The following is a 17,240-nucleotide window of genomic DNA, read 5'->3' as shown; positions in this document are numbered from 1 at the left end:
ATTCATGACCGACCTGCTCACCTCTGTGCTGAATGCCTACGGCGGCGTCGACCGTTGGCGGGAGTTGACCTCGGTCACCGCGCGCAAACGGTTCGGGGGCGCCATCTGGGACATCAAGGCCGTACCTGGCATCGTCGACGACGGTGAGATCACGGTCTGGATCAAAGACCAACGCACCTCGCTGTCGCCTTTCACTGCGCCCGATTTGAAGACCGCCTACACGCCGCAACGGGTCGGTATCGAGACAACAGCCGGGGACATCGTCGAGATGCTCGACGATCCCAGAGCATCGTTCGCCGGGCATACTCTCGAAACACCTTGGAGCACATTGCAATTGGCGTACTTCACGGGGTACGCCATGTGGACCTACACGGCCGAGCCGTTCAATCTCACCTTTCCCGGTGTGCGTACCGCAGAGGGCGAATCCTGGACCGAGGACGGCCAGCAATGGCGCACCCTGCACGTCGACTACCCCGACGCGATCGCCACCCACAGTCCCCACCAGATCCTGTACATCGATTCCGACGGACTGATTCGACGTCGCGACTACCAGGTCGACATTGCCGGGGGATCCCCGGGCGCTCACTACGTTTCGGATTTCGATGAGATCGGCGGTCTGGTCATCCCACGCACCCGGATGATCTACGTCCGCGACGCCGACAACCACCCGCTACCGGAGCAACTCGTGGTGTCCATCGAACTGACCGATATCACCGTCAACTGAAGGGAATGCCCATGACATATTTGTCCGATCAAGCAGAGGATCGCTTCGTCGGGGGCCCTGACGGCGAACGTTTCCACTACCGCCGATTCGGGAGGACCGGCGGAGTCCCGCTGGTGCTGTGCATGCGCCTGCGCGGAACTGTCGACCATTGGGATCCACAACTGCTCGATGCGCTGGCCGCCGAACGTGAGGTCATCGTCTTCGACAATCGGGGGACCAGCCTCTCCAGCGGTGCCGCGCCGACCACCATCGACGGGCTTGCAGACGGCGGTATCGCGTTCATCCGGGCGCTCGGGCTGACCGAGGTCGACGTGCTGGGATGGTCGTTGGGTGGCATTGTCGCCCAGGGCATTGCGTTGCGTGCACCGGAATTGGTGCGTCGGCTGGTGGTCGCGGGCAGCACGCCGGCAGGAGTGCCGGACCAGCCGGCCCCCGGGCCCCGGGTGGGGGAGATTCTCGGCCACCCCGTCAACGACGATGAGGACTACCTGTACCTGTTCTTCCCCGAAACCGATCAGGGTCGTGCCGCCGGACTGGCTTCATTGCGGCGCTTGGACACTCGGTTGCTGCAGTCCCAGGCCGCGGTGCAAGGGGACACCTATCGGGCCCAGTTGAGTGCCATCGCCGCGTTCGGTGGTTACTACCTGCGGCTGGCCGAACTGAAGCTGCCGGTGCTGGTCGTCAACGGTGCCCATGACGTGATGATCAATTCCTATGCGACCTACGCGATGTCGCAGCAACTGCCGGATGCCAAGGTGGTGCTCTACAGCGACGCCGGCCACGGATTCCTGTTCCAGCACATCGCGGATTTCGCGCACGACGTCAACCGGTTCCTGGGATGAGCGCCATGAGAGCTGTCAGCCAGGACGAACTCGGCGGGCCCGAGGTGCTACACGTGGTCGAGATCGACCGTCCTACACCAGGAATTGGGCAGATTCTGGTCCGGGTGCACGCCGCCGGTGTGAACCCGGTTGACGGGGTGAACCGTCAGAGCGGGGTACTCGTCGGGGCGACACCGTTCGTCCTGGGCTGGGATGTGTCCGGCACTGTCGAAGCCGTGGGTTTCGGCGTCACCCTCTACCGGCCCGGTGACGAGGTGTTCGGCCTGTTGCCATTCCCTCTGGGGCACGGCGCCTATGCCGACTATGTCGTCGCTCCGACTCGGGTGTTCGTGCCGAAACCGGCGAACCTCGACCATGTTCAGGCCGCCGCGTTGCCGCTGGCCGGGTTGACGGCCTACCAGGCACTGGTGGACACCGCCGGCATCGGAGAGGGCACCCGGGTGCTGATCACCGCCCCGGCCGGCGGGGTGGGACATCTGGCGGTGCAGATCGCCAAGGCATTCGGCGCGTATGTCATCGGACTGGCGTCACCCGATAACGTCGAGATAGTGACCGGCCTCGGCGCCGATGAGGTGATCGACTACACCACAACCGATTTCGCGACGGTGCTCAGCGATGTGGATGTGGTGTTCGACCTCATTGGTAACGACTATCAGCGCAAGGCGCTGCAGGTGCTCAAACCCGGCGGCACGCTGGTCTCGTCGCTGCCGCAGTCTCTGCCGGAGGTCGTCGCCGACGCTGTCGCGCGAGGTATCCGGCCGGCCGGACTGTTCGTCGAGGCCGACCGGCTGGGCATGACTGCGCTGGCAGAGCTTGCCGGCCGCGGGGCGCTGGTCCCGACGATCGCGGCCACCTTCCCGCTGGAACAGGCCGGGCAGGCGCAGTCCTACCGCGTCAGGACCGGCAAGGTGGTGTTGACCCTGTGATGGCGAACGAAGCTGGAACCGACGTCGTGGAGAGCACGGCGATCGAAGCCGATCTGCTCGTCATCGGTTTCGGTAAGGGTGGCAAGACGCTGGCCGGTGACGTCGGCCGGACAGGCCAACGGGTGGTCCTGGTCGAGCAGGCGGCGCAGATGTTCGGCGGCACCTGCATCAACACCGGTTGCGTGCCGACGAAGTCGATGGTCCATCAGGGCGAGAAGAACGCCGCGACAAACCTCCCGGGTGAACTGGCTTATGCCGCAGCGGTTGCCGCAACAGAGCGGTTGACCGCGGGGCTTCGTGCGGCCAACCTCGCTGCACTGGAAAGCATTCCGTCGGTCACGGTGCTGATCGGCACCGCCATGTTCGTAGATGCCAACACGGTGCAGGTCAGTTGTGATGCAGGTGCCGTGACGGTGAGCGCTCGTCAGATCGTCATCGGAACCGGGGCGCGCGCCGGCACCGCGGAGATACCCGGCCTGGCTGCTTGTCCGGTGGCCGTCACCAACGTCGAGCTGTTGCATCAGGCGGCTCGCCCGGAACGCCTCGTCGTTCTCGGTGGTGGATTCATCGGCCTCGAATTCGCGTCGATGTATGCCGCGTTCGGCTGCTCGGTCACGGTCCTCGAGAGGAATCCGGCAGTGCTCGCAAGCGAGGAGCCTGAGATCGCGGACATGGCGCGTTCACTGCTGTTCGCGCGCGGCGTAGATATCCAAACCGGCGCCGATGTCGTCGACGTGCAGACGATCCTCCGTCCCGGAGCCGCGCCGATGGCTCGTGTTCGGTACCTGAGCGATGGACGACCGGTGAGTGTCGACGCCGACACTGTTCTCGTCGCGCTCGGGCGCACCCCGAACACGGCTGCATTGCGCCTCGACCGGGCGGGAGTCGAGACGACCGACAGGGGTGCAGTGGTCGTCGATGACTACCGTCGAACCACCGTGCCGCACATCTTCGCCGTCGGTGATGTCACTGGGGGACCCCAATTCACCTATATCTCACTCGATGACTACCGCATCGTCGCCGACCAGCTATCCGGGGTCGATGAACCGCGGCGGGCGTCGCAGCGAACGGCAGTGCCTACGTGTCTCTTCCTCACCCCGCCGCTGGCCCGGGTGGGATTGACCGAGTCGCAGGCGCGCATTGCGGGTCACGACGTCCTCGTCGCCGCAAGTCCGGTCGCAAATCTCGCAACCGTGGCCCGTGCACGTATCGTCGAACAGACCGAAGGAATGATGAAGGTCGTCGTCGATGCCACCACCGGCAAGATTCTCGGCGCCACACTGTGGTGTCATGACGCCCAGGAAGTGATCAACATCGTCGCACTGGCGATGCGGCACGGTATCACCGCGCGTGCACTGCGCGACGAGATCTACACGCACCCTTCGATGTCGGAGTGCTTCAACCAGCTACTGGGACTATTGGCCTGAGCGCATTGCCCGGTGCGGGCGGTGCCCGCGCAACCACGCGAGGCACCGCCGCTACCGACTACCCGGCGTCGGTCATCGTCAGGACCACCCGAAAGCGCGCTTCATTGCGCATCATCCGGTCGTAACCGGCGGCCGCATCCCGCAGCGGCATCGGTTCAACCCACGGCCGAATGCCATGCAGGGCAGCGAATTCCAGGGTGTCTTCGGTATCCGCTGCGGTACCGGCAGGATGTCCATGAATGGTGCCTGAGGCGTTGATCAGTTGTAGCGGAGTTATGTCGAGTGGTTCGGCGAGCACGGCAAGCGTGAGTACCTCACCGTGTGGCGCGAGGCCGTCGCCCGCAACGCTGATCGCGGTCCGATTGGTGGCCGTCGCCGCCACCACCCGCGCGCCACCGAGCTTGCGCAGTTCGGCGGCCACGTCGGCGGCGGTCGAATCGATGTAATGGTGAGCGCCCAATTGATAAGCCATATCGGCCTTTTCGGCGCCGCGTGCGATGGCCACGGTCCGGAATCCCATGTGTGCGGCGAACTGCACGCCCAGGTGACCCAGTCCGCCGATGCCCAAGACGGCGACCACGTCGCCTGGGCGTGCACCACTGTGGCGCAGCGAATTGAACATCGTCACTCCGGCGCACGCGAGTGGTGCGGCTTCGACGGCGGTGAGGGCGTCGGGGATCCGTGCCAGTCCGGACTGGTGCACGAGCAGCATCTCGGCATAGCCGCCCGGAAACCCGGCCCCGGTCACCTTCGAGCGCGTGCAGTGCACGAAATCACCGCGGCGACAGCGGGAACAGCTCCCGCAGTAATACCCGAACCAGCCGACTGCGACGCGGTCGCCGATCTGCCAGTCGAGCACTCCGGGCCCGACCGCCACGATGTGACCGGCGACCTCATGACCGGGCGTCACCGGAAAGACCGTGTCGGGCAGGTGGCCCGCGGCGATCTGAGAGTCCGAATGGCACACGCCGCAGGCTTCGACGCGGACCAACACCTCGCCGTCGCCGGGTTCGTGCACCAGCCGGTCCGTGAGTGTGATTGCACCACCGGGTTCGGTGACCTCGACGCTCCGGTATGTGGCGACCATGAATGTGACTCCTTTGCGACAGAAACGGATCAGGCGGGGGTGGCGACGTCGAGCACCACGCGGAACCGGGCGCGGCCGGACATCATCCGGTCATACGCACGGGGTGCTTCGGTGAAAGGCATGGGCTCTACGAGCGGCGCGATCTGGTGCGTGAGGCTGAACGCCAGGTTGTCTTCGTTGTCGATCGCAGAACCGGTCAGACTGCCGAGGATGCTGCGGCCCCCGAAGATCAGGTCGGATGTGTGAACAGGCAGCGGCTCGGGGGATGCCCCGACAACGACCAAACGTCCGCGGGGCCGCAGTCCGGCGACCAACCCTGCCATCGACGGTCCGCTCGACGCCGTCGCGATGACGGCGGCGGCACCGCCGAGTGCGTTGAGCGTCGATGCGACATGTTCGGTCGAGCTGTCGATGAAATGGTCGGCGCCCAATGTCTTTGCCAGCTCCTCCTTCCCGGTGCCGCGCGCGACGGCGGCGACCTGGAATCCCATCTTCTTTGCGTACTGGATGCCGAGATGGCCGAGCCCGCCGATGCCTTGGATCGCCACCAAGCTGTTCAGCGGTGGCCCAGCGGCGCGTATCGCGTTGAACACTGTGACACCCGCGCAGAGCAGCGGGGCTGCGGTGAGCGCGTCGAAACCGTCTGGGACACGGACCAATCCGGTGGACCGGGCGTACATGATCTCGGCATAGCCGCCGTCTGTGGTGGTACCCGGCTGTGGTTGATCACTGCAGTTGACGAAGTCTCCGCGGCGGCAGAAGTCGCACTGCCCGCACTGCCCGCCGAGAAACCCCACTCCGACGCGGTCACCGGCCTGCCAGCGTGGATCGACGCCGGTGCCGACAGCGTCGATGATGCCGATCACCTCATGTCCCGGCACCACCGGTTCCTGCGGGTCGGTTCGCTGCCCCTCCACGGCGAGCACGTCGCTGTGGCACACCCCGCAGGCCAACACGCGGATGCGGACCTGCCCATGGTCCGGCTCCCGAAGTTCCCGTTCCACGAGGGTGAATTGCCGCTGTCCGGTCACCTGATACGCCCGATATGCCGTCACCACGTCAGGACATCAACCCGGACCGAATCGCGGTATCCGCACGGTGACCGTCGTTTGGCGTGCGGCGGGCGTGACGGTCTTCCAAGTGATCTGGCCAGGTTGGCAAGCGTTGTCCGCCGCGGCCGGCAGTCAGATTACTTATGCCGCGCTTCGCGATGCACGGCGAGAATCACCGGCATGAACGAATTGTCGAGCGCTGAAATGGCATTGGCTGCGATTCTCCCGGTGCTGGCCGCCGCCGTCGGCGAGAGTGTGCGATTGCCGACGCCCTGCCCGGGATTCGATGTGGCCGCGCTGGCGGATCATCTGGCGGGAACTGTGACAATGGTGGGCGAGGCGACTGGGGCGCAGGTTTTCGTCACGCAGAACGCGGGCATCGGGACACGCATCTCGCAGACCACGAATTCGGTGATCGACGCCTGGCGCGCTCGGGGCACGGAAGGCGACGCGATGTTCGCCGGCAGGGTCATGCCTGCGCACCTGGCGTTGGGAGTGCTGTCGGTCGAGTTGGTGGTGCACGGTTGGGACTTCGCGCAGGCACTGGCACGCCCGCTGGCTGTCGCCGCCGCACACGCCGACTTCGTGCTCTCGCTTGCACAGCGCATCATCACCCCGGACAGTCGGCGTACTGCGGGGTTCGACCCTCAGGTACCGGTAACCACCGATGCCGAGGCTCTTGATCGCTTGGTCGCTTTCACCGGGCGTCATCCGCGACAACACGTTGCGTGACTCCAGAAGGCGCAGTAATTGGTTTGCAAGTTGATGCATAAACATGCAGAATCGCTCGTATGACTTCTGTGGCGGTGGCCGGCGCCAGTGGGTATGCCGGCGGCGAGATTCTGCGGCTTCTGCTGGGCCATCCGGCCTATGCCGATGGTCGCCTCACCATCGGCGCGCTGACCGCCGCGGGCAATGCCGGCACCACGGTCGGTGACCACCACCCGCACCTGCTGCCGATCGCGCAGCAGGTGCTGCAGCCCACCGAGGTCGACGTCCTCGCCGGGCACGACGTCGTGTTCCTGGGCCTGCCGCACGGTCATTCGGCCGCGCTCGCACAGCAACTCGGCCCCGACACCCTGATCGTCGACTGTGGCGCCGACTTCCGGCTCACCGACGCCGCCGCGTGGGAGAAGTTCTACGGCTCCGAGCACGCCGGCAGCTGGCCCTACGGTCTGCCCGAGCTGCCCGGCGGCCGCGACAAGCTCCTGGGCACCAAACGCGTCGCGGTACCGGGCTGCTACCCGACGTCGGCGCTGCTGGCGCTCGTCCCCGCCGTCGCCGCTGGGCTCGTCGAGCCCAACGTCACCGTTGTCGCGGTGAGCGGTACCTCGGGCGCGGGCAAGTCGGGCAAGGTCGACCTGTCGGCCGCCGAGGTCATCGGCTCGGCCCGTGCCTACAACGTCGGCGGTGCGCACCGGCACACCCCGGAGATCGCCCAGGGCCTGCGGGCCGTCACCGACAAGGACGTGACGGTGTCGTTCACCCCGGTGCTGATCCCGACGTCGCGCGGCATCCTGGCGACCTGCACCGCACGCACCACCGCATCTGTCGAGGAAATCCGGGCGGCGTACGAAAAGGCCTACGCCAGTGAGCCGTTCATCCACCTGTTGCCGGAAGGTCAACTGCCCAAGACGGGTTCGGTGGTGGGCAGCAACGCCGCGCAGATCGCGGTCGCGGTCGACGAGGATGCCAAGACCCTGGTGGCGCTGTGCGTCATCGACAACCTGACCAAGGGCACCGGCGGCGCGGCAGTACAGTCCATGAACATCGCGCTCGGCTGGCCGGAAACCGAAGGACTATCCACCGTGGGAGTAGCACCGTGACCGACACCCCGTCCCTGCATCGCAACCAGGGCGTCACCGCGCCGGAAGGCTTCCGGGCCGCCGGAATCGCCGCCGGTATCAAGGCGTCCGGGAAACCGGACCTGGCGCTGGTGTTCAACGAGGGACCCGATCTGTCGGCCGCGGGCGTGTTCACCCGCAACAAGGTGCGGGCCGCTCCCGTGCAGTGGAGCGAGCAGGTACTCAAATCCGGCCGGCTGCGGACCGTGATCCTGAATTCCGGTGGCGCCAACGCATGTACCGGTCCGGGCGGATTCCAGGACACCCACCAGACCGCCGAGGCCGTCGCCGCCGCGCTGAGCGACTGGGGCACCGAGACCGGGGCCATCGAGGTCGCGGTGTGCTCGACGGGCCTGATCGGTGACCGGCTGCCGATGGACAAGGTGCTCGCCGGTGTCACCGAGATCGTGCACGAGATGGCCGGTGGCCTCTCCGGCGGTGACGAGGCCGCGCGGGCCATCATGACCACCGACACGGTGCCGAAACAGGTTGCGCTGCACCATCCGGGCAAGTGGACCGTCGGCGCCATGGCCAAGGGCGCCGGCATGATGGCGCCGTCACTCGCGACCATGCTGGTGGTCATCACCACCGACGCCGTCGCGGACGCCGAGGCCCTCAAGCTGGCGCTGAAGAACGCCGCCGGCAAGACGTTCGACCGGCTCGACATCGACGGCAGCTGCTCCACCAACGACACCGTCCTGCTGCTGAGCTCCGGCGCCAGCGAAATCCGGCCCAGCCAAAGCGAATTGGACGAGGCCGTCCTGGCCGTCTGCGACGACCTGTGCGCGCAACTGCAGGCCGACGCCGAAGGTGTCACCAAGCGCATCGCGATCACCGTCAAGGGCGCGGCCAGTGAGGACGACGCCCTCGTGGGCGCGCGGGCCCTCGCGCGCGACAGCCTCGTGAAGACCGCGCTGTTCGGGTCCGACCCCAACTGGGGCCGGGTCCTGGCCGCGATCGGCATCGCGCCCATCGAACTCGTCGCCGACCGGATCAGCGTGTCGTTCAACGGTTCCGCGGTGTGCATCGACGGCGCCGGTGCGCCGGGTGCCCGCGACGTCGACCTGTCGGGTGCCGATATCGAGGTCATCGTCGATCTGAAGATCGGCGAGCACGAGGCGACGATCCGGACCACCGACCTGTCGCACGCCTACGTCGAAGAGAACTCGGCGTACAGCTCATGAGCACCGCCGGGCTCACCACCGCGGTCAAAGCTGCGGTCCTCGCCGAAGCCCTGCCGTGGCTCAAGCAGCTGCACGGCAAGATCGTCGTCGTCAAGTACGGCGGCAATGCCATGACCGACGACACCCTCAAGGCGGCCTTCGCCGCCGACATGGCGTTCCTGCGCAACTGTGGCATCCAGCCCGTCGTCGTGCACGGGGGCGGGCCGCAGATCAGCGCCATGTTGAAACGCCTTGGTATCGAAGGTGATTTCAAGGGCGGCTTCCGGGTCACCACGCCAGAGGTGCTCGAGGTTGCGCGCATGGTGTTGTTCGGGCAGGTCGGTCGCGAACTGGTCGGGCTGATCAACGCCCACGGCCCGTACGCTGTCGGCATCACCGGTGAGGACGCGCAGCTGTTCACCGCGGTGCGGCGCAGCGTGACGGTCGACGGCGTGCCCACCGACATCGGACTGGTCGGCGATGTCGAGCACGTCAACGCCGACGCCATCCTGGATCTCATCGATGCGGGCCGGATTCCGGTGGTGTCCACCATTGCTCCCGACGCCGACGGCGTGGTGCACAACATCAACGCCGACACCGCGGCGGCTGCCGTGGCCGAGGCGCTCGGCGCCGAGAAGCTGCTGATGCTCACCGACGTCGAAGGCCTGTACACCGACTGGCCGGACCGCAACTCGCTGGTCACCGAAATAGACACGGCCGCACTGGCACAACTGCTCCCGAAGCTCGAATCCGGCATGGTGCCCAAGATCGAGGCATGCCTGCGGGCCGTGGAGAACGGCGTCCCGAGCGCGCACGTCATCGACGGCCGTGTCGAACACTGCGTCCTCGTCGAACTGTTCACCAACGAGGGCACCGGAACCAAGGTCGTATCACCCGCATGAAGGAAACCGAAGCAATGCAAGCCCGTTGGCAAGCAGTGATGACCAACAACTACGGCACGCCGCCGGTCGCCCTGGTCAGCGGCGACGGTGCCGTGGTCACCGACGCCGACGGCAAGAGCTACGTCGACTTCCTGGCCGGCATCGCGGTGAACGTGCTGGGCCACCGGCATCCCGCGGTGATCGAGGCCGTCACCACCCAGCTCAACACGTTGGGGCACACCTCGAATCTGTATGCCACCGAACCGGGTATCGCGCTCGCCGAGGCCCTCGTGGCGCAGTTGGGTGCCCCGGCCCGGGTGTTCTTCTGCAACTCCGGCGCCGAAGCCAACGAAGCCGCCTTCAAGATCACGAGGCTCACTGGCCGCACCAAGATCGTTGCGGCGCAAGGCGCGTTCCACGGCCGCACCATGGGATCGCTGGCGCTGACCGGCCAGCCCGGTAAGCAGGAGCCGTTCCTGCCGTTGCCCGGCGACGTCACGCACGTGCCCTACGGTGACGCCGAGGCGCTCGAAGCCGCCATCACCGACGAGACCGCTGCGGTGTTCCTCGAACCGATCATGGGCGAGGGTGGTGTCGTCACCCCGCCGGCCGGCTATCTGGTCAAGGCGCGCGAGCTCACCGCGAAACATGGTGCGCTGCTGGTGCTCGACGAGGTGCAGACCGGCATCGGCCGGACCGGCGCCTTCTATGCCCACCAGCACGACGGCATCACCCCCGACGTCGTCACGCTGGCAAAGGGCCTCGGCGGCGGCCTGCCCATCGGCGCCTGCATCGCCATCGGTCCGGCAGCCGATCTACTGCAGCCGGGCATGCACGGCAGCACCTTCGGCGGTAACCCGGTGTGCACCGCCGCGGGCCTGGCGGTCGTCAAGACCCTGGCCGACGACGATCTGGTGCACCGCGCCGACGCCGCGGGCAAGACGCTGGCGCACGGCATCGAGGAGCTGGGCCACCCGCTCGTCGATCACGTGCGGGGCCGCGGGCTGCTCCTCGGCGTCGTCCTGACCGCGCCGCAGGCCAAGGCCGTCGAAAATGCCGCGCGCACAGCGGGTTTCCTCGTCAACGCGGCGGCCGCCGACGTCGTGCGCCTCGCACCGCCGCTGGTCATCACCGACGCGCAGATCGACGCGTTCCTGACCGCTCTACCCACCGTTCTCGACACCGCAGCAGGGGAGTCCCAGTGATCCGCCATTTCCTCCGTGACGACGACCTGACTCCCGAGGAGCAGGCCGAGGTCCTGGCGCTGGCCGCCGAACTCAAGAAGGCGCCGTTCAGCCGTCGGCCACTGGAAGGGCCGCGGGGCATCGCCGTCATCTTCGAGAAGAACTCCACCCGCACCCGCTTCTCGTTCGAGATGGGCATCGCCCAACTCGGCGGGCACGCGGTCGTCGTCGACGGTCGCAGCACCCAATTGGGCCGCGAGGAGACCCTCGAGGACACCGGTGCGGTGCTGTCGCGCTACGTCGACGGCATCGTCTGGCGCACGTTCGCGCAGGAACGCCTCACGGCCATGGCGTCGGGTGCCACCGTCCCGATCATCAACGCGCTGTCCGACGAATTCCACCCCTGCCAGGTACTGGCCGATCTGCAGACCATCGCCGAGCGCAAGGGCAAGCTGGCCGGGCTCAACATGAGCTACCTCGGCGACGGCGCCAACAACATGGCGCACTCACTGATGGTCGGCGGAGTCACCGCGGGTATCAACGTGACCATCGCCGCGCCGAAGGGCTTCGAGCCCGACCCGCAGTTCGTCGAGGCCGCCAAGAAGCGTGCGGCCGAGACGGGCGCGACCGTCACCGTCACCACCGACCCGCAGGCCGCGGCCGACGGCGCCGACATCCTCGTCACCGATACCTGGACTTCGATGGGCCAGGAGAACGACGGCCTGGACCGCGTGCGGCCGTTCCGTCCGTTCCAGATCAACACCGCGTTGCTCGGCCGGGCGGCAGCCGACGCCGTCGTGCTGCACTGCCTGCCGGCACACCGTGGCGACGAGATCACCGACGAGGTGATCGACGGCCCGCAGAGCGCGGTGTTCGACGAGGCCGAGAACCGTCTGCACGCCCAGAAGGCGATGCTGGTCTGGCTGCTGGAGCGCAACGCGCGATGACAGCATCGACCCGGGCCGGACGGCAGTCGCGCATCGTGGCGCTGCTGTCGTCGAACCCGGTGCGCAGTCAGACCGAACTCGCGGCCCTGCTCGCCGCGGAAGGCATCGACGTCACCCAGGCCACGCTGTCGCGGGACCTGGAGGAACTCGGTGCGGTCAAGCTGCGTGGCGCCGACGGCGGCACCGGCGTCTACGTCGTCCCCGAAGACGGCAGCCCCGTCAAAGGCGTATCGGGCGGCACCGAGCGGCTGTCCCGTCTGCTCGGCGAGCTGCTGGTGTCCACGGACGCCAGCGCCAACCTGGCGGTGTTACGTACGCCACCTGGGGCCGCGCAGTACCTGGCCAGTGCAATAGATCGGGCGGCTCTGCCTTATGTTGTGGGCACGATCGCCGGTGATGACACCCTTTTGGTTGTCGCCCGCGAACCGATGAGCGGCGCCGAGCTCGCCGCCACCTTCGAGAACCTGTAGCAGTACGAGAACAAGGAGATTGACACATGTCCGAGCGCGTCATCCTGGCGTATTCCGGCGGTCTGGACACTTCGGTCGCGATCAGCTGGATCGGCAAGGAGACCGGCAAAGAGGTCGTTGCCGTGGCCATCGACCTGGGCCAGGGCGGCGAGGACATGGAGGTGGTGCGTCAGCGTGCCATCGACTGCGGCGCCGTCGAGGCCGTCGTGGTCGACGCGCGTGACGAGTTCGCCGACGAGTACTGCCTGCCGACCATCAAGGCCAACGCGCTGTACATGGACCGGTACCCGCTGGTGTCGGCCATCTCGCGGCCGCTGATCGTCAAGCATCTCGTCGAGGCCGCCCGCAGACACGGCGGCACCGTCGTCGCGCACGGCTGCACCGGCAAGGGCAACGACCAGGTCCGCTTCGAGGTCGGCTTCAACACCCTGGCGCCCGAGCTGGAGGTCATCGCCCCGGTCCGCGACTACGCCTGGACCCGCGAGAAGGCCATCGCCTTCGCGCAGGAGAACGACATCCCGATCAACGTCACCAAGAAGTCGCCGTTCTCCATCGACCAGAACGTGTGGGGCCGCGCCGTCGAGACCGGTTTCCTCGAGGACCTGTGGAACGCCCCGACCAAGGACGTCTACGACTACACCGAGGACCCGACGGTCCACTTCAACACCCCCGACGAGCTGATCATCAGCTTCGACAAGGGCCGCCCCGTCGCGATCGACGGCCGCCCGCTGAGCGTGCTGCAGATCATCCAGGAGCTGAACTCCCGCGCCGGTGCGCAGGGCGTCGGCCGCCTCGACGTCGTCGAGGACCGCCTCGTCGGCATCAAGTCCCGCGAGATCTACGAGGCCCCGGGCGCCATGGTGCTGATCACCGCACACACCGAGCTCGAGCACGTCACCCTGGAGCGCGAGCTGGGCCGCTACAAGCGCGGCGTCGACCGCAAGTGGGGCGAGCTGACCTACGACGGTCTCTGGTACAGCCCGCTGAAGGCCTCGCTGGAGGCGTTCGTCGAGCACACCCAGCAGCACGTCTCCGGCGACATCCGCCTGGTCCTGCACGGCGGTCACATCACCGTCAACGGACGTCGCTCGGGTGAGTCGCTCTACGACTTCAACCTCGCCACGTACGACGAGGGCGACAGCTTCGACCAGAGCGCCGCCAAGGGCTTCGTCCAGCTGCACGGCCTGAGCTCCAAGATCTCCGCCAAGCGCGATCTGGGTTTGTAAATCTCCCGCGAGCGGCCGTGTTTGTACACCGACACACCGTGTTCAGCTGTACAAAAGCGGCCGCTCGCACTCGACGAGGGGCACGTTAATGAGCACCGGTGGGACCAACGAGGGTTCGCTGTGGGGTGGCCGGTTCGCCTCCGGCCCGTCTGATGCGCTTGCCGCACTGAGCAAGTCGACGCACTTCGACTGGGCGCTGGCGCCATATGACGTCACCGCGTCCAAGGCGCACGCCCGCGTGCTGCACAACGCCGGGTTGCTCACCGACGAGCAGCGTGACGGTCTGTTGGCCGGCCTGGACAGCCTCGGCAACGACGTCGCCGACGGTTCCTTCGGGCCGCTGCCGACGGACGAGGACGTGCACGGCGCGCTGGAGCGCGGCCTGATCGACCGAGTCGGTGAGGACCTCGGTGGCCGGCTGCGCGCCGGCCGGTCCCGCAACGACCAGGTGGCGACGCTGTTCCGTATGTGGCTGCGCGACGCCATCAAGACCGTCGGCAACGGCGTGCTCGACGTGGCGGCCGCGCTGGCCGGCCAGGCCGCGGCGCACCCCACGGCGATCATGCCCGGCAAGACGCACCTGCAGTCGGCGCAGCCCGTGCTGTTGGCCCACCACCTTCTCGCGCACGCGCACCCGCTGCTGCGCGACGCCGACCGGCTGCTCGACCTGGACAAGCGGGCGGCGGTGTCGCCGTACGGATCCGGCGCGCTCGCAGGCAGCTCGCTGGGCCTGGACCCCGATGCCATCGCGGCAGATCTGGGGTTCGCTGCGGCTGCGGACAATTCGATCGACGCCACTTCTTCGCGTGACTTCGCCGCCGAGGCGGCGTTCGTGTTCGCGATGATCGCCGTGGATCTGTCCCGGCTGTCCGAGGACATCATCCTCTGGAGCACAACGGAATTCGGCTACGTCAAGCTGCACGACTCGTGGTCGACCGGCAGTTCGATCATGCCGCAGAAGAAGAATCCCGACATCGCCGAGCTGGCACGCGGCAAGTCCGGCCGCCTGATCGGCAACCTGGCCGGCCTGCTGGCCACCCTCAAGGCACAGCCGCTGGCCTACAACCGGGATCTGCAGGAGGACAAGGAGCCGGTCTTCGACTCCGTCGCCCAGCTCCAACTGTTGCTGCCCGCGATGGCCGGCCTGGTCGGCACCCTGACCTTCGACACCGACCGGATGGCCGCGCTGGCGCCGCTCGGCTACACCCTGGCCACCGACATCGCGGAATGGATGGTGCGCCAGGGCATTCCGTTCCGCGTCGCGCATGAAGCGGCGGGGGCGGCGGTCAAGGCCGCCGAGGCCAGGGGAGTCGGGCTGGAAGAACTCGCCGCCGACGAACTCGCCGGAATCCATCCGGGACTCACCGCCGAGGTGCGCGAGGTTCTGACGATCGCCGGTTCGGTCGAGTCGCGTGACGCCCGCGGCGGCACGTCGCCGGCGAGGGTTGCCGAGCAGCTCGTCACCGTACGCGACACCGCCGACCGTCTGCGGGCCCGCCTGCAGGGCTGAGGCCGTCGGCGGCCGTAGGCTCGGGCGGTGCCAGCTCGCAGCCGCGCCGCGGTCTACGCCAGACGACGCAAACGTCGGATGGCGAAGGTCGAGCATGACCTGACGACGCAGCAGTGGGCTGTCCTGCAAGAGATCTGGGGCGGCTGCGCCTACTGCGGCGCCGACGACGCCGATCTGCAGAAGGATTGCGTGCAGCCCATCTCCCGCGGCGGGCGGTACACGCTCGACAATGTGGTGCCCGCCTGCCGGTCGTGCAACGCGAGCAAGTGCAACGCCGAGGTCACCGGCTGGTTGCGCCGAAAGAAGTTGGACGAAGGCAGGTTTCTGCTCAGGAAGGCCACCATCGCCAGGGAACTGGCGCAATACTGAGCCGATGGCCGGTACCCAGACGCCCGAAGTGCGCCTGGCGGAGCTCATCGCCGCGCTGTCGCTGGCCACCGATCTCGGTCTGGGGCAGCCGCAGGAACACGTGTTGCGCCAGACGGTCATCGCGACGCGCCTCGCCGCCGCGGCGGGGATGGCGCCCGAACAGCAGGCCGCGGCTTTCTACGTGTCACTGCTGGCCTGGATGGGATGCGTCGCCGACTCGCACGAGCTGGCGCACTGGTTCGCCGACGACCTCCAGATGCGTGCCGACAGCTACCAGGTGGACAAGGCCGGTCCCGGCATGGCGCGGTTTCTGCTCGGACACCTCGCGCAGGGGCAGCCGGCGCTGCAGCGCATCACCATGGTCGGCCGCTTCCTGGCCCAGGGTGTCGCCGATATGCCGAAACTCTTTGTCAGCCACTGTCAGACGGCCAGCGACATCGCCGACCGCCTGGACCTGCCGCCCGAGGTACGCGCCGCACTGCTGGACGCCTTCGAGCGCTGGGACGGCAAAGGCGTGCCGGGGCGGGCCCGGGGTGCGGATATCCAACCGGTGATGCGCGTCGTCCACGTCGCGGACGACGCCGAGGTGCACCACCGCGCCGGCGGCGCCGAAGCGGCGCTGGAAATGCTGCGCAGCCGCCGGGGGACCGAGTTCGACCCGGAACTCGTCGACCTGTGTTGCAGCCGTCCGGACGAGATCTTCGGGGGACTCGACACCGTCGACGCCTGGGGTTCGGTGATCCGGGGCTGCACACCGCTGGATCGCACCGTTCCGGAGGCGGAGTTGACTGCGGTGCTGCGGGTCTTCGCCGACTACGCCGACCTGAAATCGCTCTGGTTCCTGGGCTATTCACGCCGCGTCGCCGAACTCGCCGCGGCAGCGGCCACAGTTGCCGGCCTCGGTGCGGACGACGTCGCCCTCGCCGAGCGTGCGGCGCTGGTGCACCGGATCGGGGCCATCGGCGTGTCGACGGGCATCTGGAACAAGCCCGGCCCCTTGACCATTGCCGAGCGCGAACGCGTCCGCACGGTCCCGTATCTCACCGAACGCGTGCTGTGCCGCCAACCGCGGCTGTGCGAGATCGGCGCGATCGCCGCGGCCGGCCACGAACGCATGGACGGCAGCGGATATCCCCGCGGCCTGACCGGCACGGCGATTCCCGCGCCCGCCCGGCTGCTGGCCGCCGCGGTGGTCTACCAGGCGCTCGGCGAGGATCGCCCGCACCGGACGGCGTTCGCGCCCGCCGACCGCACCGCGGCCATGCACGCCGAGGTGACCGCGGGACGGCTCGACGCCGACGCCGTCGCCGCGGTACTCACCGCCGCAGGCTGCCGACCGGGTCGCCGCCCCCGGCTCGTCGCCGGCCTGACCGGCCGCGAACTCGAAGTGCTCGAGCTACTGGTCCGTGGGTCGTCGAATCGGCAGATCGCGCAACACCTTTCGATCACGCCGCGCACCGTCGGCACCCATGTCGAACACATCTACACCAAGATCGGGGTGTCGACCCGCGGTGCCGCCGCGATGTTCGCCATGCGCCACGGGCTGGTCAGCGCGGCCGAATAGATCGGGTATTCACCCGATGTGTCA

The 17,240-nt window shown here is 67.6% G+C and carries 17 protein-coding genes; 15 read left to right on the top strand and 2 right to left on the bottom strand.

Going from position 1 to position 17,240, the window contains the following annotated elements:
• Positions 1-4: 4 nt before the first annotated feature.
• From ACZ5IQ_RS17410 to ACZ5IQ_RS17395, 4 genes are read left to right on the top strand one after another with little or no spacing between them, the layout of a single operon-like run.
• Positions 5-724: a hypothetical protein gene (locus ACZ5IQ_RS17410; RefSeq protein WP_061007335.1), complete on the top strand. Its 720-nt coding sequence runs from the start codon at positions 5-7 to the stop codon at positions 722-724.
• An 11-nt stretch (positions 725-735) separates the two neighbouring features.
• Positions 736-1,566 (top strand): alpha/beta fold hydrolase, encoded by an 831-nt coding sequence (locus tag ACZ5IQ_RS17405; protein ID WP_061007341.1) that lies wholly within the window; start codon positions 736-738, stop codon positions 1,564-1,566.
• Positions 1,567-1,571: 5 nt separating this feature from the next.
• Entirely contained in the window at positions 1,572-2,492 is a 921-nt protein-coding gene (locus tag ACZ5IQ_RS17400; RefSeq protein WP_061007340.1) for an NADP-dependent oxidoreductase, read from the top strand.
• Positions 2,492-3,919 (top strand): dihydrolipoyl dehydrogenase family protein, encoded by a 1,428-nt coding sequence (locus ACZ5IQ_RS17395; RefSeq protein ID WP_212814122.1) that lies wholly within the window; start codon positions 2,492-2,494, stop codon positions 3,917-3,919. The genes ACZ5IQ_RS17400 and ACZ5IQ_RS17395 overlap by 1 nt, the downstream gene beginning before the upstream one ends.
• A 58-nt stretch (positions 3,920-3,977) precedes the next feature.
• Here ACZ5IQ_RS17395 and ACZ5IQ_RS17390 read toward each other — a convergent pair whose 3' ends face one another.
• Positions 3,978-5,006 carry an alcohol dehydrogenase gene (locus tag ACZ5IQ_RS17390; RefSeq protein WP_212814124.1) on the bottom strand — a complete coding sequence of 343 codons (1,029 nt, stop codon included), beginning with the start codon at positions 5,004-5,006 and terminating at the stop codon, positions 3,978-3,980.
• A 29-nt stretch (positions 5,007-5,035) separates the two neighbouring features.
• Positions 5,036-6,064: a zinc-binding dehydrogenase gene (locus tag ACZ5IQ_RS17385; RefSeq protein ID WP_061010623.1), complete on the bottom strand. Its 1,029-nt coding sequence runs from the start codon at positions 6,062-6,064 to the stop codon at positions 5,036-5,038.
• 174 nt (positions 6,065-6,238) lie between these two features.
• Here ACZ5IQ_RS17385 and ACZ5IQ_RS17380 point away from each other — a divergent pair, with 174 nt between their 5' ends.
• The 11 genes from ACZ5IQ_RS17380 to ACZ5IQ_RS17330 all read left to right on the top strand — a co-directional run bounded on the left by ACZ5IQ_RS17380 (position 6,239) and on the right by ACZ5IQ_RS17330 (position 17,216).
• Complete coding sequence (locus ACZ5IQ_RS17380; RefSeq protein ID WP_464480043.1) at positions 6,239-6,790, top strand: TIGR03086 family metal-binding protein; 552 nt, start codon at positions 6,239-6,241, stop codon at positions 6,788-6,790.
• 59 nt (positions 6,791-6,849) lie between these two features.
• Complete coding sequence (gene argC, locus ACZ5IQ_RS17375; protein WP_212814126.1) at positions 6,850-7,884, top strand: N-acetyl-gamma-glutamyl-phosphate reductase; 1,035 nt, start codon at positions 6,850-6,852, stop codon at positions 7,882-7,884.
• Positions 7,881-9,086: a bifunctional glutamate N-acetyltransferase/amino-acid acetyltransferase ArgJ gene (gene argJ / locus ACZ5IQ_RS17370; RefSeq protein ID WP_212814128.1), complete on the top strand. Its 1,206-nt coding sequence runs from the start codon at positions 7,881-7,883 to the stop codon at positions 9,084-9,086. Before argC ends, argJ begins: the two co-directional genes overlap by 4 nt.
• Positions 9,083-9,967, top strand: coding sequence for an acetylglutamate kinase (argB, locus tag ACZ5IQ_RS17365; RefSeq protein ID WP_212814130.1), 885 nt, complete (start codon positions 9,083-9,085; stop codon positions 9,965-9,967). Before argJ ends, argB begins: the two co-directional genes overlap by 4 nt.
• Positions 9,964-11,151: an acetylornithine transaminase gene (locus ACZ5IQ_RS17360; protein ID WP_464480042.1), complete on the top strand. Its 1,188-nt coding sequence runs from the start codon at positions 9,964-9,966 to the stop codon at positions 11,149-11,151. The genes argB and ACZ5IQ_RS17360 overlap by 4 nt, the downstream gene beginning before the upstream one ends.
• A complete protein-coding gene (gene argF / locus ACZ5IQ_RS17355; RefSeq protein WP_318987255.1) occupies positions 11,148-12,077 on the top strand; it encodes an ornithine carbamoyltransferase in 930 nt (309 codons plus the stop codon). The genes ACZ5IQ_RS17360 and argF overlap by 4 nt, the downstream gene beginning before the upstream one ends.
• Positions 12,074-12,547, top strand: a complete 474-nt coding sequence (locus ACZ5IQ_RS17350; RefSeq protein ID WP_212814136.1) for an arginine repressor — start codon at positions 12,074-12,076, stop codon at positions 12,545-12,547. The genes argF and ACZ5IQ_RS17350 overlap by 4 nt, the downstream gene beginning before the upstream one ends.
• Positions 12,548-12,573: 26 nt before the next feature.
• A complete protein-coding gene (locus ACZ5IQ_RS17345) occupies positions 12,574-13,773 on the top strand; it encodes an argininosuccinate synthase (protein ID WP_464480041.1) in 1,200 nt (399 codons plus the stop codon).
• Positions 13,774-13,861: 88 nt separating this feature from the next.
• Positions 13,862-15,283 carry an argininosuccinate lyase gene (gene argH / locus ACZ5IQ_RS17340; protein WP_464480040.1) on the top strand — a complete coding sequence of 474 codons (1,422 nt, stop codon included), beginning with the start codon at positions 13,862-13,864 and terminating at the stop codon, positions 15,281-15,283.
• A gap of 78 nt (positions 15,284-15,361) precedes the next feature.
• On the top strand, positions 15,362-15,652 hold the full coding sequence (locus ACZ5IQ_RS17335; protein ID WP_371824575.1) for an HNH endonuclease: 291 nt from the start codon (positions 15,362-15,364) through the stop codon (positions 15,650-15,652).
• Positions 15,653-15,656: 4 nt separating this feature from the next.
• Complete coding sequence (locus tag ACZ5IQ_RS17330) at positions 15,657-17,216, top strand: HD domain-containing phosphohydrolase (protein ID WP_464480039.1); 1,560 nt, start codon at positions 15,657-15,659, stop codon at positions 17,214-17,216.
• Positions 17,217-17,240: the final 24 nt, after the last annotated feature.

This window comes from Mycobacterium toneyamaense, from assembly GCF_055384815.1.
The sequence above is the reverse complement of the archived record's forward strand: the minus strand, read 5'-3'. Positions and strand labels throughout refer to the sequence as shown.

Coding starts and splice junctions, on each gene's coding strand:
- ACZ5IQ_RS17360 (WP_464480042.1), top strand. CDS start 9,964: ATGAAGGAAACCGAAGCAATGCAAGCCCGTTGGCAAGCAGTGATGACC.
- ACZ5IQ_RS17335 (WP_371824575.1), top strand. CDS start 15,362: ATGGCGAAGGTCGAGCATGACCTGACGACGCAGCAGTGGGCTGTCCTG.
- ACZ5IQ_RS17350 (WP_212814136.1), top strand. CDS start 12,074: ATGACAGCATCGACCCGGGCCGGACGGCAGTCGCGCATCGTGGCGCTG.
- ACZ5IQ_RS17400 (WP_061007340.1), top strand. CDS start 1,572: ATGAGAGCTGTCAGCCAGGACGAACTCGGCGGGCCCGAGGTGCTACAC.
- ACZ5IQ_RS17330 (WP_464480039.1), top strand. CDS start 15,657: ATGGCCGGTACCCAGACGCCCGAAGTGCGCCTGGCGGAGCTCATCGCC.
- ACZ5IQ_RS17410 (WP_061007335.1), top strand. CDS start 5: ATGACCGACCTGCTCACCTCTGTGCTGAATGCCTACGGCGGCGTCGAC.
- ACZ5IQ_RS17405 (WP_061007341.1), top strand. CDS start 736: ATGACATATTTGTCCGATCAAGCAGAGGATCGCTTCGTCGGGGGCCCT.
- argC (WP_212814126.1), top strand. CDS start 6,850: ATGACTTCTGTGGCGGTGGCCGGCGCCAGTGGGTATGCCGGCGGCGAG.
- ACZ5IQ_RS17390 (WP_212814124.1), bottom strand. CDS start 5,006: ATGGTCGCCACATACCGGAGCGTCGAGGTCACCGAACCCGGTGGTGCA.
- ACZ5IQ_RS17395 (WP_212814122.1), top strand. CDS start 2,492: ATGGCGAACGAAGCTGGAACCGACGTCGTGGAGAGCACGGCGATCGAA.
- ACZ5IQ_RS17380 (WP_464480043.1), top strand. CDS start 6,239: ATGAACGAATTGTCGAGCGCTGAAATGGCATTGGCTGCGATTCTCCCG.
- argB (WP_212814130.1), top strand. CDS start 9,083: ATGAGCACCGCCGGGCTCACCACCGCGGTCAAAGCTGCGGTCCTCGCC.
- argH (WP_464480040.1), top strand. CDS start 13,862: ATGAGCACCGGTGGGACCAACGAGGGTTCGCTGTGGGGTGGCCGGTTC.
- ACZ5IQ_RS17345 (WP_464480041.1), top strand. CDS start 12,574: ATGTCCGAGCGCGTCATCCTGGCGTATTCCGGCGGTCTGGACACTTCG.